We start from the raw sequence: 21,023 nt of genomic DNA, 5'->3' as shown, positions 1-21,023 counted from the left end.
TTAATTAGCTGCTACTAAACAGGGTTGCAAAATTAAATAAAAAAATTTAATAAATTACTTTTTTTTATTTAAAACTTCTTCAATAACTGAAAAAGTCGATAAAACATCTGCATTACCCTTTTTAACTGCCACCGTATGCTCAAAATGAGCTGATGGCCTATTGTCCTTACTGGTTACTGTCCAGCCGTCTGACCAGAACTTAACACCCGCTGTACCTGCATTGATCATAGGCTCTATAGCGATCACCATTCCCTCTTCCAGTTTAATTCCAATCCCGCGTTTACCGTAATTTGGTACTTCAGGTTTTTCATGCAATTGAACGCCGACTCCGTGACCTACTAATTCCTTCACTACACCAAATCCATTCGCCTCCGCATGCGCCTGTACAGCATAGCCTACGTCTCCGATCCTTGATCCTACGACAGCCTTCTCTATGGCAAGTCTTAAACACTCTTTAGTCACCTCTACTAACTTCTGCTTTTCCGCGTCTACTTCTCCAATCGAAAAAGTATAGGCTGAATCGCCAAAGTATTTATTTAGAATGACCCCACAGTCAACAGAGATCAAGTCCCCCTCCTGTATCACATATTCACCTGGAAAGCCATGAACAACCTGCTCATTTGGCGAAATACATAGTGAATACGGGAAGCCGTTATAGTTTAAAAAAGCCGGGATTGCTCCGTGGTCTTTAATAAACGTTTCAGCCAGGTCATTCAATTTTTTTGTAGTGATGCCCGGACCAATCACTTTAGCTACTTCAGCCAAAGTTTTAGATACAAGTAAAGAACTTTCTCTTATTAACTCGATCTCCTCAGGAGATTTGTAATAGATCTTAGACATACTATATTTTAGATCACTGCGTTGCTACCAGTTGTTGCAGCAGGAATTCCTGTGCGACCGGTAACTCTACCTGTTTTCATTAAACCATCATAATGACGCATTAACAAATAACTTTCAATTTGTTGCAAAGTATCTAATACCACACCTACCAGGATCAACAAAGAAGTTCCACCATAGAAATGGGCGAATTCTGACTTGATACCGAATTTAACTGCTACTGAAGGAAGTACTGCAATGATGGCAAGGAAAACAGCACCAGGGAAGGTGATCTTCGAAATTACATCATCTATGAAGCTTGAGGTAGCCAGACCTGGTTTGATACCAGGAATGAATCCACCGTTCTTCTTCATGTCGTCCGACATTTGTGTAGGGTTAACGGTAATTGCAGTATAAAAGAATGTAAATGCAATAATTAAAAATCCAAAAGTTAAGCTATACGCTAATGAAGTATAGTCACTGAACTGAATCAACCAGGTGTTCTGTAAAGAAGGAAAGAACTGAGGAATGAATCCAGGGATAAACATCAATGCCTGAGCAAAGATGATCGGCATTACACCGGCAGCATTCACTTTTAAAGGAATATACTGTCTTACCCCACCAAACTGTCTGTTACCAACAATCCTTTTTGCGTATTGAACCGGCACTTTACGTACACCCTGAACAATCATGATGGTAAACATCACTACAGCAAATAAAGCCACAATCTCAAGAACAAGGGCAATTAAGCCTCCCTCTCCGACGAACCTTGAAGTAACCTCCTGGTATAAAGCGATTGGCAATCTGGCGATAATACCAACCATAATGATTAGTGAAATACCATTTCCAATACCTTTATCGGTGATTTTCTCACCCAACCACATCACAAATAAAGTACCTGCTGCCAACACGAATGTTGCCATCACATAAAATAAGCCGTGATCAATTACGATTGCTTCTGTAGGAACCTGTGTTTTAACATAACCAACTGCCTGAACGGCGGTAATGGCTACGGTTAGATAACGTGTAATCTGATTTAGTTTCTTCCTGCCACTTTCACCCTCCTTTTGCATTTTCTGGAATGAAGGAACAGCAATACCTAATAGCTGAACTACAATTGAGGCAGAAATATAAGGCATAACACCCAAGGCAAGGATAGATACCCGTGAAAACGAACCTCCGGCAAACATATCCAAGAGACCTAAAAGACCAGACTTTTCATTATTGCCTAAAAGAGTTGCGTCAACACCTGGTAGCACCACATGAGATACAAATCTATAAACCAAAAGAATCATGAGCGTAAATACAATACGCTCTTTCAATTCTTGAATTTTCCAAATATTACTTAAAGTAGTAAACAGCTTCTTCATTAATTACAATTAATTACAATTTTTCGATTGAGCCTCCAACAGCCTCAATAGCTTGTTGTGCAGTAGCAGAAAAGCCATGAGCTTTGATTTCTAACTTAGATTTAACTTCACCACGGCCAAGTACTTTTACCAGGTCATTTTTGTGAGCTAAACCATGGTTTTGCAATGTAGCAAAATCAATCGTAGTATAGTTAAATTTCTCAGCTAATGCTTGAATTACGTCTAAGTTTACACTTACGTATTCTACACGGTTGATAGGTTTGAAACCAACCTTAGGTACGCGACGTTGCAATGGCATCTGACCACCTTCAAAACCAATTTTAGTTTTGTGACCAGAACGAGATCCAGCACCTTTGTGACCACGTGTCGATGTTCCGCCACGTCCAGAACCGGTACCACGACCAATTCTCTTAACATTCTTTGTAGAACCTTTTGCAGGTTTCAGATTACTTAAGTTCATTTTTTGAAACTTATGTTGCCCTTCGCTTTCACTAATCAGGGACAACGGTTAAACATATTTAAAGGTTGCAAATGTAATTATATAAACCACATTTACAACCTTTAAAAATTTATATACTCTCTATAGCAACTAAGTGATTCACTTTTCTCACCATTCCGATGATGGCAGCGTTAGCTTCCACTTCTACACTTTGGTTCATTTTAGTTAAACCTAATGCTTTCATCGTTCTTTTTTGGCGTTCGCTTCTATCGATAATGCTTTTTATCTGGGTTATTTTGATCTTAGCCATAATATTATCCGTTAAAAACTTTATTTAAATCAATACCACGTTGTTGTGCGATGGTATAAGCATCACGCATCTTAGTTAAAGCATCTACTGTTGCTTTTACCACGTTGTGAGGATTTGATGAACCTTTAGACTTTGCCAATACATTGTGTACACCAGCACTCTCTAATACAGCACGCATTGCACCACCAGCAATAACACCTGTACCTACTGCCGCTGGTTTGATTAATACAAAACCACCAGAGAATTTACCGATTTGCTCATGAGGAACAGTACCGTTTAACAGAGGAACTTTTACCAAGTTCTTTTTAGCATCATCGATACCTTTAGCAATTGCTTCAGTTACCTCTTTTGCTTTACCTAATCCGTAACCTACGATTCCGTTTTCATCTCCAACAACCACAATGGCTGAGAAGCTGAAAGTACGTCCACCTTTGGTTACTTTGGCAACACGTTGTATGCTAACTAAACGATCTTTTAATTCGATCTCGCTAGTCTTAACTCTTTTTATATTGATAGTTGACATTCTTATCCTATTTTCAGATTAAAATACTAAACCAGCTTCGCGGGCACCTTCTGCCAACGACTTAACACGTCCATGGTACAAATAACCATTTCTGTCGAAAACTACTTCTTTAATCCCAGCTGCAATAGCTTTTTCAGCTACTAATTTACCTACAGCTACTGATTGTTCAGATTTGTTTCCAGTTCCAGAAAAGTCTTTTGACAAAGACGAAGCTGATACAATTGTATTACCGGTTACGTCGTTAATGATTTGAGCATAAATTCCTTTATTGCTTCTATATACCGATAGACGTGGACGGCTTTCAGAACCTGTTAATCTTTTTCTGATTCCCTTTTTTATACGATCTCTACGAGATAATTTTTTTCCTGCCATTTTGATTATTTTTTAGAAGCTGATTTACCTGCTTTTCTTCTTAACACTTCACCTACAAACTTGATACCTTTACCTTTGTATGGCTCAGGAGTACGTAACGAGCGGATTTTTGCTGCTACCTGACCGATCAATTGTTTGTCAATACTTTCTAAAATGATTTTAGGAGTCTGACCTTTTTCAGAGGTTGTTGTTACTTTAATTTCTTCCGGCAATTGGAATACATAGTGGTGAGAATAACCCAGAACTAAGTCTAAAGTGTTTCCTGTGTTTGTAGCACGGTAACCAACACCTACTAATTCCTGAGAAATTTTATAACCTTCTGTAACACCAATAACCATATTGTTTAGCAATGAACGGTATAAACCGTGTAAAGCTTTGTGTCTTTTCTGTTCTGAGGGACGAGTTACAGTAACTACGCCATCTTCCTGACTAACAGTGATATCAGTATCAACTGCTTGAGTCAACTCTCCTTTTGGTCCTTTAACAGTTACTACGTTATCGTTAGATACAGTAATTGTTACACCTGAAGGTACATTAATTGGGGCTTTTCCTATTCTTGACATTTTGTTATCCTCCTTTAATTAATAAACGTGACACAAAACTTCGCCACCAATGTTCAGTCTGGCTGCTTCTTTATCAGTCATAACACCTTTAGATGTAGACAAGATTGCAATACCTAAACCGTTTAATACTCTTGGCATATTTTCTACGCCGGCATATTGCCTTAAACCTGGTTTGCTGATACGGGTTAATGTACGGATTGCAGGAATTTTAGTGATCGCATTGTATTTCAAAGCGATTTTAATTGTTCCCTGAACCGTAGTATCTTCAAACTTGTAGTTAGCAATGTAACCTTTGTCAAAAAGAACTTTAGTGATTTCTTTTTTAAGATTTGATGCAGGAATTTCTACAATTCTGTGATTTGCCTTGATGGCATTTCTTACTCTTGTAAGATAATCTGCTATTGGATCTGTATTCATTTTTATTTTATTGTGACGGTGGTTTCCTTCCTATTTCATTCGGGACGACCTTCCATCGGTTAATTTTTTTGTTTCTAGCCTTGGGACTGAGCCCTCAGCATAAAGAAAGCTGTTTTACCAGCTTGCTTTTCTTACTCCAGGGATTTTACCTGCTAATGCCATATCGCGGAACAATACCCTTGATATACCGAAAGTACGCATGTAACCACGAGGACGTCCAGTTAATTTACAACGATTGTGTAAACGTACTGCAGATGAGTTTTTTGGTAACTTATCTAATCCTTCATAATCACCGGCAGCTTTAAGTTCTGCACGTTTGTCAGCATACTTAGCTACCAATTTTTGGCGCTTAATTTCGCGAGCTTTTACACCTTCTTTTGCCATTATGAATTTGTATTAATTTGGTTTTTAAATGGTAATCCGAATTGCTTTAAAAGTTCTAATGCTTCAACATCAGTAGATGCACTAGTAACAAATGTAATATCCATACCTAAAATCTTGCTGATTTTGTCGATGTTGATCTCTGGGAAGATGATTTGTTCAGTAATACCTAATGTGTAGTTACCTTTTCCATCAAAACCTTTATCATTGATACCTTTGAAATCACGGATACGAGGTAAAGCTACAGAAATTAAACGATCTAAAAACTCATACATGTTGTTGTCACGTAAAGTAACACGTACACCAACTGGCATACCTTTACGTAATTTAAAGTTTGAGATATCTTTTTTAGACTTAGCGCCTACTGCTTGCTGACCAGCGATTGTGCTCATCTCTAAAATAGAGGAGTCCATGATCTTCTTGTCAGTTACAGAGAAACGTCCAACACCCTGGTTGATCGCGATTTTCTCTAACTTAGGAACCTGCATAACGCTTTTATAGTTGAACTTATCTTTAAGTGCAGCTACGATTTCCTCTTTATATTTACTTTTTAATCTTGGTACGTAAGTCATTATTTGATCTCCTCTCCTGATTTTTTACTAACCCTAACTAATTTCCCATCAGCATTAAGCTTTCTGCCAACGCGAGTAGTTGCACCTGTTTTAGGATCAACTAATGCTACGTTAGAAATATGAAGAGCAGCCTCTTTTTTAATGATACCTCCGTTTGGATTAGCAGCATTTGGTTTTGTATGTTTTGATACAAGGTTCACACCTTCTACAAGAATTCTGCTTTTAGTAATTAATACAGAAAGCACTGTGCCTTGTTGGCCTCTTGAATCGCCAGCGATTACCTTTACTAAATCTCCTTTACGGATTTTAATCTTTGGTGTAGTTACTTTATTTTTCATTTTATAATACCTCCGGTGCTAATGACACAATTTTCATGAATTGTTTTTCACGCAGTTCTCTTGCTACCGGGCCGAAAATACGTGTACCACGCGGCTCATCTTGTGCATTTAATAATACTGCTGCATTGTCGTCGAAACGGATGTAAGAACCATCTTTACGTCTGATCTCTTTTCTCGTTCTTACAACTACTGCTTTAGAAACTGTTCCTTTCTTGATGTTACCAGAAGGCAACGCGCTTTTAACGGTTACAACGATTTTGTCACCAATAGAAGCGTATCTCTTTCCAGTACCACCAAGCACACGGATAACCAATACTTCTTTAGCGCCGCTATTGTCGGCTACGTTTAATCTTGATTCCTGTTGTACCATGTTATTTAGCTCTTTCTAAAATTTCCACTAATCTCCAGTTCTTATTCTTACTCAGCGGACGAGTCTCCATGATCAGTACTGTATCACCAATACCGCAATCGTTTTTCTCGTCATGAGCCATAAATTTGGTAGTTTTTTTAACAAACTTACCATAGATCGGGTGTTTCACTTTACGTTCAACCGCTACAACAACAGACTTATCCATTTTGTTGCTTACTACCAACCCGGTTCTTGTTTTTCTTAATTGTCTTTCCATTTCGACTCTAAAGTTATTTTGTTTCAGTAGCAGACTCGGCTAATTTGCGCTTCGTCACTTCAGTGTTTAATCGGGCGATATCTTTTCTTACCTTAGTAATACGGGTAGGATTTTCAATAGCCGAAATTGTATGTGCAAATTTCAACTTTACTAAATTTTCAGTTTCTTCTGCAATCCTGGCTACTAGTTCTTCTTTTGAAAGCCCTGTGATTTCTGAGTTCTTCATTTTATTAATTTTAATGCCTTGGGTCTAGCGGTTGTAATAACAAGTTACTTACAACATTGAACCCAAGAACTTTTTTTATGCTTCTACGTAATCTCTACGCACTACAAATTTTGTTTGAATCGGCAATTTCTGAGCCGCTAATCTCATTGCTTCTTTAGCTACTGCTAAAGGAACACCTTCGGCTTCAAAAATAATACGTCCAGGTCTAACAACGGCAACCCAGTATTCTGGAGCACCCTTACCTTTACCCATACGAACTTCAGCTGGTTTCTTAGTTACCGGTTTGTCCGGGAAAATTCTAATCCACACCTGGCCTTCACGTTTCATGAAACGAGTTACCGCAATACGGGCTGCCTCTATCTGGCGACTTGTAATCCAAGTCGACTCTAAAGATTTGATCCCGAAAGACCCGAATGATAATTCAGCACCACGTGTTGCTAAACCTTTCATCCTGCCTTTTTGCATCTTTCTGAACTTCGTTCTTTTTGGCTGTAACATCTTTATCTAATATTATCGTTAAACGATCTGTTAACTAATTATTTACGAGGACCTCTGTTAGGAGTATTTCCGCCTCTATTATCTCTTCCTGCACCAGGAGCTCCTTGACCTGGACCTCTTCCGCCACGACCTTTATTGTCGTTTCTTCTGTCTCCACCGCCACGGTTATCTCTGTCTCTTCCACCACCGAAAGCACCTTCTGGTCTGCCACCTTTGCCTGGAGCATTGCTCACAGAACCAAGATTCGGAGAAAGATCACGTTTACCGTAAACTTCACCTTTACAGATCCATACTTTAACACCTATTTTACCATAAGTAGTTAAAGCTTCTGCTAATGCATAGTCAATGTCAGCACGGAAAGTATGCAAAGGAATTCTTCCTTCTTTATACTGTTCGCTACGAGCCATTTCAGCACCACCTAAACGACCAGAGGTCATAATTTTGATACCTTCAGCACCCATACGCATCGTTGATGCAATAGTAGATTTCATTGCTCTACGGAATGAGATCCTTGCTTCTAATTGTTTTGCAACACCTTCTGCAACTAATTGTGCATCAAGCTCAGGACGTTTGATCTCAAAAATGTTGATTTGAATTTCCTTTTTAGTCAATTTCTTCAACTCTTCTTTGATCTTGTCAACCTCAGCTCCTGCTTTTCCGATCACAATACCCGGACGTGCAGTGTGGATAGTTACCGTGATACGCTTTAACGTACGTTCGATTACTACTTTCGCTACACCGCCTTTGGCGATACGTACAGAAAGGTATTTTCTTATTTTTTCGTCCTCAACTAATTTATCAGCATAGTTGTTGCCACCGAACCAGTTAGAATCCCAACCTTTGATGATTCCTAACCTGTTTCCTATTGGATGTGCTTTTTGTCCCATTTCTGTTAATTAGTTTGAGTTTCAACGTTTTTACTATCTACTACCAAAGTTACATGGTTAGAACGCTTACGGATTCTGTAACCACGTCCTTGAGGTGCTGGTCTAAGTCTTTTTAACTGACGACCACCGCCTACCATTATCGTTTTCACGTATAACTGGTTTTCTTCAGGGCGAGAACCTTCATTTTTAGTTTCCCAGTTTTTGATAGCTGACAATAAAAGTTTTTCAACTCTGATTGCTGCTTCTTTATTGGTAAACTTCAAAATACTTAAAGCTTTCTCTACACGCTCACCTCTGATAAGATCTACAACCAAACGCATTTTACGTGGTGAGGTTGGACAATTGTTTAATTTCGCTACTGCTTCCATCTCTTAATTATTTTTTCTTTTCAGAGTGACCCCTAAATGTTCTGGTTGGAGCAAACTCTCCCAGCTTGTGACCAACCATGTTTTCTGTTACGTATACCGGAATAAACTTATTTCCGTTATGCACTGCAAATGTATGATTCACGAAATCTGGTGAAATCATTGATCTGCGAGACCAAGTTTTAATTACAGACCTTTTGCCTGAATCATTCATAGATACTACTTTCTTCTCTACGTTATGGTCAATATAAGGTCCTTTTTTTATCGAACGAGCCATTATTTCTTCCTTTTCTCTATGATGAAACGATTTGAGTATTTTTTAAGTGAACGAGTTTTGTATCCTTTCGAGTACAATCCGTTTCTTGAGCGAGGTTGACCTCCTGATGAGCGACCCTCACCACCACCCATTGGGTGATCGACAGGATTCATCGCTACCGGACGAGTTCTAGGACGACGTCCTAACCAACGTTTACGACCTGCTTTACCTAATACTTCATTTGCATGATCCGAGTTCGAAACAGCTCCGATTGTAGCTAAACAAGTAACTAAGATTGCTCTTACTTCACCTGATGGCATTTTAACAGTTGCATATTTACCATCACGTGCTGCTAACTGAGCATAAGCACCTGCGCTACGTGCCATTTGGGCACCACGACCTGGTTGAATTTCAATGTTATGTACAATCGATCCCAATGGGATTCTTGACAGTGTTAATGCATTTCCTACTTCTGGAGTTGCTGTATCACCCGAAATTACTGTTTGTCCTACTTGCAATCCTTCCGGTGCAATAATGTAACGCTTCTCTCCGTCTACGTAGTGCAATAGTGCAATACGAGCGGTACGGTTTGGATCGTATTCAACAGTAGCTACTGTTGCAGGAATGTTAAACTTATCACGTTTAAAGTCAATTAAACGGTAAGATTTCTTGTGACCACCACCCATGTAGCGCATAGTCATCTTTCCTGTATTGTTACGTCCTCCTGATTTCTTAGAAGATACAACCAATGATTTTTCGGGCTTGGTTGCTGTAATCTCCGAAAAGCTGGCACCTACTCTAAAGCGGGTTCCCGGAGTGACTGGTTTAAATTTTCTTAAGCCCATAGTTATAAATTATTCACTTTATTAAATATTCGCGTAATAATCAATTGTTTCGCCTGCTGCCAGGGTTACAATCGCTTTTTTGTATTTTGGGCTACGACCCGTTACTAATCCACCTTTAGTGTTTCTGGACTTTACTTTACCATTTACAACCATTGTATTAATGGCTAAAATGTTAACGCTGTACATTTTCTCTATGGCTTGCTTAATCTGCAATTTATTTGCTTTGTGTTCTACTTTAAAAGTAAAGCGATTAGACTTTTCTGTTAATGCAGAAGCTTTTTCGGTTAATATTGGTTTCTTTAAAAATTCCATATTACTTGGCAAATGCCTCCTCAATTGTTTTAAGAGAATCAGCTGTAAACAAAAGTTTGCCACAGTTTAATACATCATATGTATTCAACTGATCTGCAGTGATAACTTTCGCTTTCTGGATGTTTCTGCTTGATAAATAGATATTGTTATTTTGTGAAGGTAAAACCAACAATGTCTTTTCGCCAGCGATGTTTAATGCGCTAACTAAATCAAGGTAGTTTTTAGTTTTGATTGAATCAAAAGCAAAGTCTTCTAAAACAACAATGTTGTTATCCTGTGCTTTGTAGGTCAATGCTGATCTACGAGCCAGTTGCTTTAACTTTTTGTTCAATTTGAAACTATAATCACGTGGTTGAGGACCAAACACACGACCACCACCATTAAACAATGGAGATTTAATACTTCCGGCACGAGCACCACCAGTACCTTTTTGTTTGTAAAGTTTGCGGGTCGAACCTGCAATTTCGTTACGTTGCTTAGACTTGTGAGTACCCTGACGTTGATTAGCCAAATACTGTTTTACATCTAAATAGATCGCGTGGTCAACAGGCGTAATGCCAAATACTGACTCAGGAAGTTGCACCTTGGCACCTGTCTCTTTTCCTGAAATGTTTAATACTTTAACTTCCATCTGCTTACTTATCTAAGATTACGTAAGAACCCTTAGCTCCTGGAATGGAACCACTAACTACAACAAGGTTTTGATCAGCATAAACTTTCAAAACTTGTAAGTTCTGAACTTTTACTCTGTCACCACCCATTCTACCCGCCATACGCATACCTTTAAATACACGAGCTGGATACGAAGCAGCACCCAGTGAACCTGGCGCACGCATTCTGTTATGCTGTCCGTGAGTTTGTCCACCAACACCAGCGAAACCATGACGTTTTACAACACCCTGGAAACCTTTACCTTTAGAAGTACCTACAACATCCACGAAATCGCCTTCATTGAAAATACTAACAGTCACAGTGTCTCCTAAAGTAAGAGATTCTGCGAATGGTTCGAATTCAACCAATTTACGTTTTGGGGTTGTGCTTGCTTTCGCAAAGTGGCCTTTAAGAGGCTTGGTAGTGTTCTTTTCTTTGGCTTCGTCGAAACCTAACTGAACGGAAACATAACCGTCTTTCTCTTCGGTCTTTACCTGTGTAACAACACAAGGTCCAGCTTCAATCACCGTACATGGAATGTTCTTTCCATCGGCGTCGAATATGCTGGTCATTCCTACTTTTTTTCCAATAATACCTGACATTTTCTTTTTTTAATTTAACACCCATCGAAGCAGTAGGGCTTCGTTCAAGGTGGATACAATTCCCTTTAAGGGAGGGCAAAAATACGAAAGAAATCTTAATTTTCAAATAGTTAGCTAATTATTTTTTCAAATAAGCCCTATTTATTTTTAGGAAGGGGAATAGATTGAGCTAAGTAAGTTTTTAACCAACCAACTTATCACTCAGGCTATACAGGATCACCATCAAAACAAATGATCCGATCAAAACATATAAGTAATCCCGCTCGATCAGAAAGCTGAAGATCGAAAAAACAACCCTGGCAACAGGGGTAAAAATCAATAATAAAGTCCCGAATTGGATGATCGCCTTAGGATCCAATTCTCGTAATCCGATAAAAATAGCAAAAATAGAAGACAATCCTGACTTGTTTGGGTTAAAATCACCGTAATCTACCGGCGCGGAATGGTTTGACAACAGGTAAAGAAAGCCACCCACCAATACTACAGACATGGAGGCGATAACACCCACACGGAGCAAAGTCCCCAAAATGACCTGAATGTCGCGATCCGCAAAGAAATTTTTTCGTGTTAAACTCATAGCTTTCCTGATAAACCGTTATAAATCATTTGCAGAGCAAGGAAGGTCACCACCACTGCAAATACCACCTTTAATTTATCCGTTTTGGCGCGAACCAGGATTTTTGAGCCTATGGTAGCTCCCGTCAGCACCCCTATGGTCACCGGCATTGCTATCCCCGGATCAATCTGACCACGGTGTAAGTAAACGATTGCACTGGCAGCGGCTGTTACCCCCATCATGAAGTTACTGGTCGTTGTAGACACCTTAAAAGGAATCCTCATGATATTATCCATCGCAATCACTTTTAACGCCCCGGAACCAATACCCAGTAAACCGGAAATGATCCCTGCGAAAAACATCATCACAAAGCCCCCTGCTACCCTGTGAACCGCATAATTTTTAGGACCGTTTTCTGTAGGATAAGTCCCGTTCAGCTTAAAAAACACCGCCAGTTTCCCAGAAGTATCATTATCTGAACGATCCACTTTCTTAATTACCATCATGGCCGCAGAAAACAAAAGGATCAGGCCAAAAACAACCGCAATGAAACCCGGATTCAGATAAACTGTGATGACAGCACCAATAACCGCACTAACGGTAGTGGCTACTTCTAAGAACATCCCAATACGGATATTGGTGATCCCCTCTTTCACGTAAGCCGCGGCAGAGCCCGAAGAAGTCGCAATTACAGATACAATAGAAGCACCGATCGCATAATGAATATCTACACCCAAAGCCAGTGTCAGTAGCGGAATAATAATCACTCCACCCCCTAAACCAGTCAGTGAACCAACCAATCCAGCTAAAAAAGCACCTGCTAAAACTATAATTGTAAATAGTAATACCGACATTGCTGCAAATATACTATCTATACTTAGAACACAATAAAATTCCCAAATGATTGTTAGATTAAACAGGGTTTGCCAATCATCATCATTTAACAACCGTTACGATCCGGTAAATCCTACTGAATTAAACACGAAGCATCTTTAACTAACAATAATATTCCTTAAAAAAAATCCCTTATGAAAAAACTGTTATTCTCGATTATAGCGCTGCTCTTCTTAAATTTAAATACACAGGCACAATTAGCTACAGACAGTGCGAAAGCTGATCCAAGTCTGAGGGGACAATATCAGCTCATGATATCTAAATCGAAAACCATCAATGGTTACAAGCTCATCAATCCAGCCAGGCTTGGCGGATTCTGGAAGAGTGTATCGGACTCGATCAACTACAACCGAAAACAACTGATCGCGGTTAAGGTCAAACTTGCGGAACAGGAAAAAGCTGTTGCTGCTTTGAAAGCTCAGATTTCAGGTTCAGAGAGTGCTTTGGCCAGCTCCAATGCGAAGTTAGATGAAATTAGTTTCCTTGGCATCTCCTTTACCAAAGGCAAATACAATGTCATCGTATGGAGTCTGATCCTGGTACTGGCTGCTGCATTGGCCATTGTCATCCTGCGTTCCGCAAAATTCATGCATGAAGCAAAATACAGAAGTTCATTATATGAAGAGATCGCTCAGGAATACCAAAACTACAAGACCAAGGCGAATGATAAAGAGAAGAAACTAGCGAGAGAATTGCAAGACGAGCGCAATAAGCTTGACGAATTAAGAAGGAAGTAATAAAAAAGCTTCTTCAACAAAAAAGCCTTCAGGAATAAATCCTGAAGGCTTTTTTGTTATTCGTCTAAAAAGTTAAACTTTGATTTCAACTTCAACACCGCTAGGTAGTTCAAGTTTCATTAAAGCGTCAACCGTTTTAGAGTTAGAGCTATAAATGTCTAACAAACGTTTGTAAGCGCATAATTGAAACTGCTCACGTGCTTTTTTGTTAACGTGTGGAGAACGCAAAACAGTGAAGATTTTCTTTTCTGTAGGCAATGGAATTGGACCACTAACTACTGCACCCGTAGGTTTAACAGTCTTAACGATTTTCTCAGCAGATTTGTCTACTAAGTTGTAATCGTAAGATTTTAATTTAATTCTGATTCTTTGGCTCATCTTATGTATGTATTAAGGCTGCCGGTTAGAGCTATTAATAACCGGCTGCCGATTTAATATTATATTATTCTGCGGATTTAACTCTTCCTTTAGATTTTGCAATTACTTCATCCTGTACGTTTCTAGGTGCAGGTGCGTAATGATCAAATTCCATTGTTGAAGTTGCACGTCCAGAAGTGATGGTACGTAACTGAGTTACATAACCGAACATTTCAGAAAGAGGCACAGTTGCTTTAATTACCTGAGCACCTGCACGTGTATCCATTCCTAATAGTTGACCACGACGACGGTTCATGTCACCGATAACATCACCCATGTTTTCTTCAGGGGTTAAGATTTCGATTTTCATGATTGGCTCCATCAATACAGGGTTACATTTAGGTAATGCTTCACGGTAAGCCATTTTAGCTGCAAGTTCGAAAGATAAAGCATCTGAATCGACTGCGTGGAATGAACCATCAATTAAGCGAACTTTCATATCAGGTAGAGGATATCCAGCTAATACACCGTTAGCCATAGATGCTGCAAATCCTTTTTCTACTGAAGGAATAAATTCACGTGGAATAGATCCACCTGAAATTTCGTTCACAAACTGTAAGCCTCCTTTTTCGAAATCGGCATCGATTGGCGAAATAACAACTTGAATGTCCGCGAATTTACCACGACCACCTGATTGTTTTTTGTAAGTCTCACGGTGTTGAACTGTTCCGTTGATAGCCTCTTTATAAGCTACTTGTGGCGCACCTTGGTTAACCTCAACCTTAAACTCACGTTTAAGACGGTCAATCAGGATGTCTAAGTGAAGCTCACCCATACCAGAGATTACAGTCTGGCCAGTTTCCTGATCAGTTTGAACTCTAAATGTAGGATCTTCTTCAGCCAATTTCGCTAATCCCATACCTAATTTATCAATATCAGCTTGAGTTTTAGGCTCAATAGCTAATCCGATAACCGGCTCAGGGAAGTTCATTGATTCCAGAATGATTGGGTTTTTCTCATCACAAAGTGTATCACCTGTTTTGATATCTTTAAAGCCTACAACAGCAGCAATATCACCAGCACCTACATTAGGAATTGGGTTTTGCTTGTTTGCATGCATTTGGAAGATACGGGAGATACGCTCTTTGTTCTCAGAACGTGCGTTATAAACGTATGAACCAGCTTCTAAATTACCTGAATACACACGGATAAAACATAAACGACCTACGAAAGGATCTGTTGCAATTTTAAATGCTAAAGCTGCAAAAGGCTCTTTTTCATCAGGATGACGTAAAGTTTCTTCACCAGTGTTAGGGTTAGTTCCAACGATAGCTTCCTGATCCATTGGTGAAGGCAATAATTCCATCACGTAATCAAGCATTGTCTGAACACCTTTGTTTTTGAAAGATGAACCACAAACCATAGGTACAATTTTAGCATCCAATACTGCTTTACGTAAAGCGTCTAAAACTTCACGTTCAGTGATTGTTTCAGGAGCATCGAAGAATTTCTCCATCAATGACTCATCGTAATCAGCAACTGATTCCAACAATTTCTCTCTCCATTCAGCAACCTCTTCCAACATATCTTCTGGAATTGGTACTTCAGTAAAGGTCATTCCTTTATCATGCTCATTCCAAACGATACCACGGTTGTTGATTAAATCAACCACACCTTTGAAAGTATCTTCAGCACCGATTGGTAACTGTAATGGAACTGCATTACTACCTAACATGCTTTTAACTTGTCCAACAACTTTCAAGAAATCTGCACCTGAACGGTCCATCTTGTTTACGAAGCCGATACGGGCAACGTTATAGTTGTTAGCCAAACGCCAGTTAGTTTCAGATTGAGGCTCAACACCATCAACTGCTGAAAATAAGAATACCAATCCATCTAATACACGTAGGGAACGGTTTACCTCTACGGTAAAATCTACGTGACCTGGTGTATCAATAATGTTGATATGATAATCTTGATTTCTGTATTTCCAACCAACAGTTGTAGCAGCAGAAGTAATGGTGATACCACGTTCCTGCTCCTGTGCCATCCAGTCCATTGTTGCTGCACCTTCGTGCACTTCACCAATTTTATGACTAACACCTGCATAGTAAAGAATACGCTCTGTAGTAGTGGTCTTACCTGCATCAATGTGCGCGGCAATACCAATATTTCTTGTAAATCTTAAGTCTCTTGACATTTTATGATTCTGTATGATTAGAAACGGAAATGAGAGAACGCTTTGTTAGCCTCAGCCATTTTATGCGTATCTTCTTTTTTCTTAACTGCTGCACCTTCACCTTTAGCTGCTGAAACGATTTCACCTGCTAATTTTTCTTTCATGGTTTTTTCACCACGTTTACGAGCGTAAGAAATTAACCATTTCATGCCTAAAGCAATCTTACGGTCAGGTCTTACCTCTGTAGGTACCTGGAAATTTGCACCACCTACACGACGAGATTTAACCTCTACTGCAGGCATTACATTTGTTAAAGCACGTTTCCACACTTCTAGACCGTTCTCGCCAGCTTTTTTCTCAGCAAGCTCAACAGCATCGTAAAAAATACTATATGCGATAGATTTTTTTCCATCGTACATCATATTGTTTACAAATCTGGTCACCTGAACATCGTTAAATTTTGGATCAGGAAGGATAATTCTCTTTTTTGGTTTTGACTTTCTCATTTGTTGTTCCTCCTAATTATTTCTTTTTACCTTTTTTTGGTGCTGCAGCTGCTGCTACTTGTCCTGGCTTAGGACGTTTAGTACCATATTTTGAACGACGTTGGTTACGACCAGCAACTCCTGAAGTATCTAAAGCTCCACGGATAATGTGATAACGTACTCCTGGTAAATCTTTAACACGACCACCACGGATCAATACAATGGAGTGCTCCTGTAAATTGTGACCTTCACCTGGAATATAGGCATTCACCTCTTTACCATTGGTTAAACGTACACGGGCAACTTTACGCATTGCTGAGTTTGGTTTTTTAGGGGTAGTGGTATATACACGTGTACATACACCTCTTCGCTGTGGACAGCTGTCCAACGCAGGAGACTTACTCTTGAACTCCAGTGCTACTCTACCTTTTCTAACTAATTGTTGAATGGTTGGCATTGTTCTTTTTGTTTTCTATTAATATTTAAAAACTTTACCCCTATAATAAGGGACTGCAAAGGTAGGATAATACAATTTATAAATCAAGAGCTTAACGCAAAAATAATTCTAAGGTAAGATTACCTAATATCAATAGTATCAGAAGGGTTAGGAGAAGGAGTAGCGCTAATGTTTTCGGGTAGAAATTGAGGTTGCCGGAGGACTAACGAAGGGTTGCTCAAGGAATAAACAAGGTTGACGAAGCAGGAGCCTTCTTCAGCTCTTCGTCAATCCCTGAACAATCCTTCAACAACCTGCAATGCTGCAGGGAGCCTGCAGCTGGTGTCCTGAATTAATGGAAGGTATCTAAATATAGCTTCTCTACTTTCTTCCTCGCCCAATCGGTCTTGCGCAGAAATTTTAAGCTGGATTTTAAACTCGGGTTATTCAAAAAGCATTCCACCCGGATTAATCTGCCCATTTCCGGCCAGTCATAATGCCAGACCAATTGTTTCACAATAAACTCCAGTGTTTTACCATGTAAAGGATTATTTGGCTGTCCTGATTCTGTCATGCTACAAAAATAATAAGAATTTCCGGCTCTTAAATAGCTTCGGCATAAAAAGACTCTAATTAGTAATGACTAAATTTGTGCTATTCAGTTTTACTTAATTCCTACCTCATGCAATTTAAATTAGGAGAGTTTGTTCGTTTCGTAGACGAAAATATAGAAGGTTACATCACCAGAATCATCGATAAAGATACTGTTGGCGTAACCGATTCCAATGATTTTGAAATTCCTGTACTCGCTTCCAAAGTGACTTTAGTTCATGACGAGATCCCTGAAAGTGATATCGTTTCTAACCGTCCGGCAGTAGTCATTCCGGAAGCACAATTCATTAAAGATGGTGTTTACCTGGGGCTGATCACCGATCAGCACAGTACTTCTGTAGCCCATTTCCATTTGGTAAATGAAAGCTCTTTCCAATTGTTAGCTAGCTTAACAACTGAAAAAGGTGATCACTATAAAGGGGAGTTTGCAGCCATTATCCCTGCCCACTCTACCAAAAAGATTTACTCAGCGCAATTGGGAGACATTCAGATCTGGCCAAAATTTAAACTGGAAATCTTATTCCATACACCGGCAAATGTGGAGCCTAAAGCGCCAATCGTTTACCATGAGCGTATCAAAGGAAAAGATCTTTCTGTAGCCAAAGAAGACATCGCCCTGCTGAAACAAAAAGGCTGGTTGATCCGCCTCGATGCCGCAGAAGCTTTGATTGATGCCGAAAAATTAAAAGAAAGCTTTTTTAAAGCACGATAACACCTGAGATCAGGCATTAACCGGGTTAAGTACCAAACAATTACAGGAATTCAGGCGTTATCCTTAAACACCATTCCATAATCAGATGAAGTACTTAACCCCTGTTTTCAGCCTTATGCTATGCATTCCACTAATGGCCGTTACCTGTAACCGCCCAATGGAAAAAATAGCAGAACCCAGACTTAAAGACATCAAGCTGCCGGAAGGCTTCAAAATTGAAGTTTTCGCGAAGGTAGACAATCCAAGATCCATGGCTCTGGGTGCCAAAGGAACCGTATTTGTCGGCAATCGCGATGGCGATAAAGTCTACGCCCTGGTAGATGACAATAAAGATGGTATTGCCGAAAAAACCTATATCATCGCACAAGGCTTAAAAGATATACCTAACGGGGTTGCCTTTAAAGATGGTAGCCTGTATGTGGCCGAAGTCAGCAAAATCTGGCGCTATGATCACATTGAAGATCAGCTGGCCAAACCACCTAAACCCATCCTCGTATACGACAAACTGCCAACAGATACCCATCATGGCTGGAAATACATCGCTTTTGGCCCGGATGGAAAACTCTATGTGCCCGTTGGCGCACCCTGCAACATTTGCGACAATTCCGATAAAGATAAAAGGTATGCCTCCATCACCAGGATGAATCCCGATGGTACCGGATTTGAAATTTTCGCTAATGGGGTCAGGAACTCTGTTGGCTTCGACTGGAATCCCCGCACTAAAGACCTTTGGTTTACTGATAACGGAAGGGATATGCTTGGAGAAGATGTTCCTGCGGATGAACTCAACCGCGCAGAAAAAGCGGGAATGCACTTTGGCTATCCATTTGTCCATGCCGGAGATATCCTGGACCCTGAATTCGGCAAAGGGAAAAACCCGAAAGACTATACCCCTCCACAGGCAAAACTTAACGCCCATACCGCTGCATTGGGTATGAAATTCTATACCGGTGATCAGTTTCCCAAATCTTATAAAAACCAGGTCTTCATCGCAGAACATGGCTCATGGAATAGAAAGGAACCTACAGGCTACCGGATTTCTCTCGTTAAACTGGATGGTAACAAAGTTCTCAGCTATGAACCTTTTGCCAGCGGCTGGCTGAAAAACGGAAAAGCCTGGGGAAGACCGGTAGATATATTAAACTTAAAAGACGGCTCGCTATTGGTTTCTGATGACTTTGCTAATCTTGTCTATAGAATTTACTATGATAAATAATTTTTCAAGACTGAATTTCGTCTTTTTGGTTATTTTTTTGTAACCTGCCAGTATCAGTAAAAACAGTAGAAATGAGCTTTGAAGATTACGAATTTGACCTTGATGACATTGGCCGCAGTACCTATAAGATCCTTGTAAAATGGGGTGTTCCGGAAAGCATTGCAACTTTTGTAAACCTATTTGCCCTTTTATTCGTACTGATCATTGCCGTATATTTATTACATGACCTGCTCAGACGCTTACTTAGGATTGCTTTAATCCGTATCGTCAAAACCACAAGAATTGATTTCTTTCTGCATCTGCTGGAAAACCGGTTCGCCCATTACATTGCCTTGCTGGCAGCGGTTTCCCTGATCAGAAATACCGTGGAAATGATTTTCCACTCCTTCCCTACCTTAACAAAGGTACTGATCAAACTGACCGACGCTTACCTGGTGATCCTGATCATCTGGGTGATCATGACGCTGGCCAAATCCGGCGCAGAATCTTTAAGAAAAAGAGCAACTTTCCGCTCCAAACCAATAGAAAGTTACCTGCAGGTGATCCGGATTATATTCTACCTGATTGCATTTGTCATCATCTTTTCTATCCTGACGGGGCAAGATCCTACCGTTGCTTTTACCGCAATGGGTGCCGCCTCGGCGGTACTGTTATTGATGTTTAAAGACACCATCATGGGATTTGTAGCCAGCATACAAGTCAGCACTAATGATACTGTCCGTATTGGCGACTGGATCACGATGCCCAAATACGGGGCTGATGGTGATGTTATGGAAATCAACCTGACCACCGTAAAAGTGCAGAACTTTGACAAGACCATTACCACCATTCCTACTTACTCTTTAGTTTCGGATTCTTTTCAAAACTGGAGAGGAATGAGCGAGTCCGGTGGCCGGAGAATCAAACGCGCGATCTTTATCCGGCAGTCGACCATCCGTTTCATTACACCGGAAGAACTGGAAGAATTCAGAAAGATACAATCACTAACCTCCTATATAGACCATCGTCAGAAAGACATCAATAAAAACAATGAACGTGTTGGTGCCGACAAGACTTTACTGATCAACGGAAGAAACCTGACCAATGCGGGGCTATACCGAAAATACATCGATAATTATATTGCCAACCATAGTGGCATACACAAAAAGATGACCATGATGGTGAGGCAGCTCGCCCCTACTGCAACCGGACTACCAATAGAGATTTACGCTTTTACCGGAACTACGAAGTGGATCGATTATGAGTATATCATGGCAGATATATTTGACCACCTCCTGGCTTCAGCCAGGTTTTTCGACTTGCAGATCTATGAGATGGAAGTATTAAACCCTGATAAAGAATAAAAAAAGTGCTTCCGGAATCAATCCTGGAAGCACTTTTAAGTATTATTCAGCATTGTTACACTGATCATTTCTGTGGGTACTACTTCATTGTACCTGCTGATATAATGACTGTATCAACTTGTTATAG

Annotated in this window: 33 protein-coding genes; 4 read left to right on the top strand and 29 right to left on the bottom strand. The window is 39.9% G+C overall.

The window, feature by feature from the left end; all coding sequences use genetic code 11:
- Positions 1-54 precede the first annotated feature (54 nt).
- The 24 genes from map to OQX61_RS05540 form a co-directional block, all read right to left on the bottom strand.
- Entirely contained in the window at positions 55-840 is a 786-nt protein-coding gene (gene map, locus OQX61_RS05655; RefSeq protein WP_265840688.1) for a type I methionyl aminopeptidase, read from the bottom strand.
- An 8-nt stretch (positions 841-848) separates the two neighbouring features.
- A complete protein-coding gene (gene secY, locus OQX61_RS05650; RefSeq protein WP_265840687.1) occupies positions 849-2,186 on the bottom strand; it encodes a preprotein translocase subunit SecY in 1,338 nt (445 codons plus the stop codon).
- A gap of 13 nt (positions 2,187-2,199) precedes the next feature.
- Entirely contained in the window at positions 2,200-2,646 is a 447-nt protein-coding gene (gene rplO / locus OQX61_RS05645; RefSeq protein WP_265840686.1) for a 50S ribosomal protein L15, read from the bottom strand.
- 109 nt (positions 2,647-2,755) lie between these two features.
- Positions 2,756-2,935, bottom strand: a complete 180-nt coding sequence (gene rpmD / locus OQX61_RS05640) for a 50S ribosomal protein L30 (protein WP_008244564.1) — start codon at positions 2,933-2,935, stop codon at positions 2,756-2,758.
- A gap of 4 nt (positions 2,936-2,939) precedes the next feature.
- Positions 2,940-3,458: a 30S ribosomal protein S5 gene (rpsE, locus tag OQX61_RS05635; protein ID WP_062550425.1), complete on the bottom strand. Its 519-nt coding sequence runs from the start codon at positions 3,456-3,458 to the stop codon at positions 2,940-2,942.
- A gap of 18 nt (positions 3,459-3,476) precedes the next feature.
- Positions 3,477-3,830 (bottom strand): 50S ribosomal protein L18, encoded by a 354-nt coding sequence (gene rplR, locus OQX61_RS05630; protein ID WP_062550426.1) that lies wholly within the window; start codon positions 3,828-3,830, stop codon positions 3,477-3,479.
- 5 nt (positions 3,831-3,835) lie between these two features.
- Positions 3,836-4,393 (bottom strand): 50S ribosomal protein L6, encoded by a 558-nt coding sequence (gene rplF, locus OQX61_RS05625; protein WP_265840685.1) that lies wholly within the window; start codon positions 4,391-4,393, stop codon positions 3,836-3,838.
- 18 nt (positions 4,394-4,411) lie between these two features.
- Complete coding sequence (rpsH, locus tag OQX61_RS05620; protein ID WP_265840684.1) at positions 4,412-4,810, bottom strand: 30S ribosomal protein S8; 399 nt, start codon at positions 4,808-4,810, stop codon at positions 4,412-4,414.
- A gap of 114 nt (positions 4,811-4,924) precedes the next feature.
- The gene (rpsN, locus tag OQX61_RS05615; RefSeq protein ID WP_055130472.1) at positions 4,925-5,194 is read right to left on the bottom strand and encodes a 30S ribosomal protein S14; all 270 of its coding nucleotides are present in this window, start codon (positions 5,192-5,194) and stop codon (positions 4,925-4,927) included.
- Positions 5,194-5,763, bottom strand: a complete 570-nt coding sequence (gene rplE, locus OQX61_RS05610; RefSeq protein ID WP_265840683.1) for a 50S ribosomal protein L5 — start codon at positions 5,761-5,763, stop codon at positions 5,194-5,196. The genes rpsN and rplE overlap by 1 nt, the downstream gene beginning before the upstream one ends.
- Positions 5,763-6,101 carry a 50S ribosomal protein L24 gene (gene rplX / locus OQX61_RS05605; protein WP_062550430.1) on the bottom strand — a complete coding sequence of 113 codons (339 nt, stop codon included), beginning with the start codon at positions 6,099-6,101 and terminating at the stop codon, positions 5,763-5,765. The genes rplE and rplX overlap by 1 nt, the downstream gene beginning before the upstream one ends.
- A 1-nt stretch (position 6,102) precedes the next feature.
- A complete protein-coding gene (rplN, locus tag OQX61_RS05600) occupies positions 6,103-6,471 on the bottom strand; it encodes a 50S ribosomal protein L14 (RefSeq protein ID WP_062550431.1) in 369 nt (122 codons plus the stop codon).
- A 1-nt stretch (position 6,472) separates the two neighbouring features.
- A complete protein-coding gene (gene rpsQ, locus OQX61_RS05595; RefSeq protein WP_037442595.1) occupies positions 6,473-6,727 on the bottom strand; it encodes a 30S ribosomal protein S17 in 255 nt (84 codons plus the stop codon).
- 13 nt (positions 6,728-6,740) lie between these two features.
- Positions 6,741-6,953: a 50S ribosomal protein L29 gene (rpmC, locus tag OQX61_RS05590; RefSeq protein ID WP_265840682.1), complete on the bottom strand. Its 213-nt coding sequence runs from the start codon at positions 6,951-6,953 to the stop codon at positions 6,741-6,743.
- A 75-nt stretch (positions 6,954-7,028) separates the two neighbouring features.
- Entirely contained in the window at positions 7,029-7,451 is a 423-nt protein-coding gene (rplP, locus tag OQX61_RS05585) for a 50S ribosomal protein L16 (protein ID WP_265840681.1), read from the bottom strand.
- A 38-nt stretch (positions 7,452-7,489) separates the two neighbouring features.
- Positions 7,490-8,338 carry a 30S ribosomal protein S3 gene (gene rpsC, locus OQX61_RS05580; RefSeq protein WP_265840680.1) on the bottom strand — a complete coding sequence of 283 codons (849 nt, stop codon included), beginning with the start codon at positions 8,336-8,338 and terminating at the stop codon, positions 7,490-7,492.
- 5 nt (positions 8,339-8,343) lie between these two features.
- The gene (gene rplV, locus OQX61_RS05575) at positions 8,344-8,706 is read right to left on the bottom strand and encodes a 50S ribosomal protein L22 (RefSeq protein WP_062550435.1); all 363 of its coding nucleotides are present in this window, start codon (positions 8,704-8,706) and stop codon (positions 8,344-8,346) included.
- 7 nt (positions 8,707-8,713) lie between these two features.
- Positions 8,714-8,980, bottom strand: a complete 267-nt coding sequence (gene rpsS / locus OQX61_RS24315) for a 30S ribosomal protein S19 (RefSeq protein ID WP_062550436.1) — start codon at positions 8,978-8,980, stop codon at positions 8,714-8,716.
- Positions 8,980-9,804 (bottom strand): 50S ribosomal protein L2, encoded by an 825-nt coding sequence (gene rplB / locus OQX61_RS05565; protein WP_265840679.1) that lies wholly within the window; start codon positions 9,802-9,804, stop codon positions 8,980-8,982. The genes rpsS and rplB overlap by 1 nt, the downstream gene beginning before the upstream one ends.
- Before the next feature lie 21 nt (positions 9,805-9,825).
- On the bottom strand, positions 9,826-10,116 hold the full coding sequence (gene rplW / locus OQX61_RS05560; RefSeq protein ID WP_265840678.1) for a 50S ribosomal protein L23: 291 nt from the start codon (positions 10,114-10,116) through the stop codon (positions 9,826-9,828).
- Between the two features lies 1 nt (position 10,117).
- A complete protein-coding gene (gene rplD / locus OQX61_RS05555) occupies positions 10,118-10,747 on the bottom strand; it encodes a 50S ribosomal protein L4 (protein WP_265840677.1) in 630 nt (209 codons plus the stop codon).
- A gap of 4 nt (positions 10,748-10,751) precedes the next feature.
- Positions 10,752-11,369 carry a 50S ribosomal protein L3 gene (gene rplC, locus OQX61_RS05550; protein ID WP_265840676.1) on the bottom strand — a complete coding sequence of 206 codons (618 nt, stop codon included), beginning with the start codon at positions 11,367-11,369 and terminating at the stop codon, positions 10,752-10,754.
- Between the two features lie 181 nt (positions 11,370-11,550).
- Positions 11,551-11,946 (bottom strand): DUF1634 domain-containing protein, encoded by a 396-nt coding sequence (locus OQX61_RS05545; RefSeq protein ID WP_265840675.1) that lies wholly within the window; start codon positions 11,944-11,946, stop codon positions 11,551-11,553.
- On the bottom strand, positions 11,943-12,779 hold the full coding sequence (locus tag OQX61_RS05540; RefSeq protein ID WP_265840674.1) for a sulfite exporter TauE/SafE family protein: 837 nt from the start codon (positions 12,777-12,779) through the stop codon (positions 11,943-11,945). Before OQX61_RS05540 ends, OQX61_RS05545 begins: the two co-directional genes overlap by 4 nt.
- Positions 12,780-12,953: 174 nt before the next feature.
- Between OQX61_RS05540 and OQX61_RS05535 the strand changes: the two genes are divergently transcribed.
- Positions 12,954-13,556, top strand: coding sequence for a hypothetical protein (locus tag OQX61_RS05535; protein ID WP_265840673.1), 603 nt, complete (start codon positions 12,954-12,956; stop codon positions 13,554-13,556).
- A gap of 72 nt (positions 13,557-13,628) precedes the next feature.
- Here the strand turns inward: OQX61_RS05535 and rpsJ are convergent, their stop codons facing one another.
- From rpsJ to OQX61_RS05510, 5 genes are all read right to left on the bottom strand, one after another.
- Positions 13,629-13,934 carry a 30S ribosomal protein S10 gene (gene rpsJ, locus OQX61_RS05530; protein ID WP_008244591.1) on the bottom strand — a complete coding sequence of 102 codons (306 nt, stop codon included), beginning with the start codon at positions 13,932-13,934 and terminating at the stop codon, positions 13,629-13,631.
- Positions 13,935-13,998: 64 nt separating this feature from the next.
- A complete protein-coding gene (gene fusA / locus OQX61_RS05525) occupies positions 13,999-16,113 on the bottom strand; it encodes an elongation factor G (protein WP_265840672.1) in 2,115 nt (704 codons plus the stop codon).
- Positions 16,114-16,130: 17 nt separating this feature from the next.
- Positions 16,131-16,598, bottom strand: a complete 468-nt coding sequence (gene rpsG, locus OQX61_RS05520) for a 30S ribosomal protein S7 (protein WP_062550444.1) — start codon at positions 16,596-16,598, stop codon at positions 16,131-16,133.
- Positions 16,599-16,614: 16 nt separating this feature from the next.
- Entirely contained in the window at positions 16,615-17,034 is a 420-nt protein-coding gene (rpsL, locus tag OQX61_RS05515; protein ID WP_062550445.1) for a 30S ribosomal protein S12, read from the bottom strand.
- Positions 17,035-17,365: 331 nt separating this feature from the next.
- Positions 17,366-17,587, bottom strand: coding sequence for a VF530 family protein (locus tag OQX61_RS05510; protein WP_265840671.1), 222 nt, complete (start codon positions 17,585-17,587; stop codon positions 17,366-17,368).
- Positions 17,588-17,695: 108 nt separating this feature from the next.
- Here OQX61_RS05510 and OQX61_RS05505 point away from each other — a divergent pair, with 108 nt between their 5' ends.
- The 3 genes from OQX61_RS05505 (at position 17,696) to OQX61_RS05495 (ending at position 20,896) form a co-directional block, all read left to right on the top strand.
- Complete coding sequence (locus OQX61_RS05505) at positions 17,696-18,337, top strand: hypothetical protein (RefSeq protein ID WP_265840670.1); 642 nt, start codon at positions 17,696-17,698, stop codon at positions 18,335-18,337.
- 157 nt (positions 18,338-18,494) lie between these two features.
- Positions 18,495-19,553 carry a PQQ-dependent sugar dehydrogenase gene (locus OQX61_RS05500; protein ID WP_265840669.1) on the top strand — a complete coding sequence of 353 codons (1,059 nt, stop codon included), beginning with the start codon at positions 18,495-18,497 and terminating at the stop codon, positions 19,551-19,553.
- Positions 19,554-19,624: 71 nt separating this feature from the next.
- Complete coding sequence (locus tag OQX61_RS05495) at positions 19,625-20,896, top strand: mechanosensitive ion channel domain-containing protein (protein WP_265840668.1); 1,272 nt, start codon at positions 19,625-19,627, stop codon at positions 20,894-20,896.
- Positions 20,897-21,023: the final 127 nt, after the last annotated feature.

Origin of the sequence: Pedobacter sp. PLR (assembly GCF_026239675.1) — a bacterium.
Taxonomy (GTDB): Bacteria; Bacteroidota; Bacteroidia; order Sphingobacteriales; family Sphingobacteriaceae; genus Pedobacter.
This window is presented reverse-complemented; position numbering and strand designations above follow the sequence as displayed.

Bases quoted from the DNA above. Each gene is read 5' to 3' on its own strand.
- rpsN (WP_055130472.1), bottom strand. From the start codon at position 5,194: ATGGCAAAAGAAGGTGTAAAAGCTCGCGAAATTAAGCGCCAAAAATTG.
- rplE (WP_265840683.1), bottom strand. From the start codon at position 5,763: ATGACTTACGTACCAAGATTAAAAAGTAAATATAAAGAGGAAATCGTA.
- rpsJ (WP_008244591.1), bottom strand. From the start codon at position 13,934: ATGAGCCAAAGAATCAGAATTAAATTAAAATCTTACGATTACAACTTA.
- rplV (WP_062550435.1), bottom strand. From the start codon at position 8,706: ATGGAAGCAGTAGCGAAATTAAACAATTGTCCAACCTCACCACGTAAA.
- rplW (WP_265840678.1), bottom strand. From the start codon at position 10,116: ATGGAATTTTTAAAGAAACCAATATTAACCGAAAAAGCTTCTGCATTA.
- rpsL (WP_062550445.1), bottom strand. From the start codon at position 17,034: ATGCCAACCATTCAACAATTAGTTAGAAAAGGTAGAGTAGCACTGGAG.
- secY (WP_265840687.1), bottom strand. From the start codon at position 2,186: ATGAAGAAGCTGTTTACTACTTTAAGTAATATTTGGAAAATTCAAGAA.
- OQX61_RS05545 (WP_265840675.1), bottom strand. From the start codon at position 11,946: ATGAGTTTAACACGAAAAAATTTCTTTGCGGATCGCGACATTCAGGTC.
- rpsQ (WP_037442595.1), bottom strand. From the start codon at position 6,727: ATGGAAAGACAATTAAGAAAAACAAGAACCGGGTTGGTAGTAAGCAAC.
- OQX61_RS05505 (WP_265840670.1), top strand. From the start codon at position 17,696: ATGCAATTTAAATTAGGAGAGTTTGTTCGTTTCGTAGACGAAAATATA.
- OQX61_RS05495 (WP_265840668.1), top strand. From the start codon at position 19,625: ATGAGCTTTGAAGATTACGAATTTGACCTTGATGACATTGGCCGCAGT.
- rpsE (WP_062550425.1), bottom strand. From the start codon at position 3,458: ATGTCAACTATCAATATAAAAAGAGTTAAGACTAGCGAGATCGAATTA.
- rpsS (WP_062550436.1), bottom strand. From the start codon at position 8,980: ATGGCTCGTTCGATAAAAAAAGGACCTTATATTGACCATAACGTAGAG.
- OQX61_RS05510 (WP_265840671.1), bottom strand. From the start codon at position 17,587: ATGACAGAATCAGGACAGCCAAATAATCCTTTACATGGTAAAACACTG.
- rplR (WP_062550426.1), bottom strand. From the start codon at position 3,830: ATGGCAGGAAAAAAATTATCTCGTAGAGATCGTATAAAAAAGGGAATC.
- rplP (WP_265840681.1), bottom strand. From the start codon at position 7,451: ATGTTACAGCCAAAAAGAACGAAGTTCAGAAAGATGCAAAAAGGCAGG.
- map (WP_265840688.1), bottom strand. From the start codon at position 840: ATGTCTAAGATCTATTACAAATCTCCTGAGGAGATCGAGTTAATAAGA.
- rplF (WP_265840685.1), bottom strand. From the start codon at position 4,393: ATGTCAAGAATAGGAAAAGCCCCAATTAATGTACCTTCAGGTGTAACA.
- rplC (WP_265840676.1), bottom strand. From the start codon at position 11,369: ATGTCAGGTATTATTGGAAAAAAAGTAGGAATGACCAGCATATTCGAC.
- rpmD (WP_008244564.1), bottom strand. From the start codon at position 2,935: ATGGCTAAGATCAAAATAACCCAGATAAAAAGCATTATCGATAGAAGC.
- OQX61_RS05540 (WP_265840674.1), bottom strand. From the start codon at position 12,779: ATGTCGGTATTACTATTTACAATTATAGTTTTAGCAGGTGCTTTTTTA.
- rplB (WP_265840679.1), bottom strand. From the start codon at position 9,804: ATGGGCTTAAGAAAATTTAAACCAGTCACTCCGGGAACCCGCTTTAGA.
- rplN (WP_062550431.1), bottom strand. From the start codon at position 6,471: ATGGTACAACAGGAATCAAGATTAAACGTAGCCGACAATAGCGGCGCT.
- rplX (WP_062550430.1), bottom strand. From the start codon at position 6,101: ATGAAAAATAAAGTAACTACACCAAAGATTAAAATCCGTAAAGGAGAT.
- OQX61_RS05535 (WP_265840673.1), top strand. From the start codon at position 12,954: ATGAAAAAACTGTTATTCTCGATTATAGCGCTGCTCTTCTTAAATTTA.
- rplO (WP_265840686.1), bottom strand. From the start codon at position 2,646: ATGAACTTAAGTAATCTGAAACCTGCAAAAGGTTCTACAAAGAATGTT.
- rpsC (WP_265840680.1), bottom strand. From the start codon at position 8,338: ATGGGACAAAAAGCACATCCAATAGGAAACAGGTTAGGAATCATCAAA.
- rpsG (WP_062550444.1), bottom strand. From the start codon at position 16,598: ATGAGAAAGTCAAAACCAAAAAAGAGAATTATCCTTCCTGATCCAAAA.
- fusA (WP_265840672.1), bottom strand. From the start codon at position 16,113: ATGTCAAGAGACTTAAGATTTACAAGAAATATTGGTATTGCCGCGCAC.
- rpmC (WP_265840682.1), bottom strand. From the start codon at position 6,953: ATGAAGAACTCAGAAATCACAGGGCTTTCAAAAGAAGAACTAGTAGCC.
- rplD (WP_265840677.1), bottom strand. From the start codon at position 10,747: ATGGAAGTTAAAGTATTAAACATTTCAGGAAAAGAGACAGGTGCCAAG.
- rpsH (WP_265840684.1), bottom strand. From the start codon at position 4,810: ATGAATACAGATCCAATAGCAGATTATCTTACAAGAGTAAGAAATGCC.
- OQX61_RS05500 (WP_265840669.1), top strand. From the start codon at position 18,495: ATGGAAAAAATAGCAGAACCCAGACTTAAAGACATCAAGCTGCCGGAA.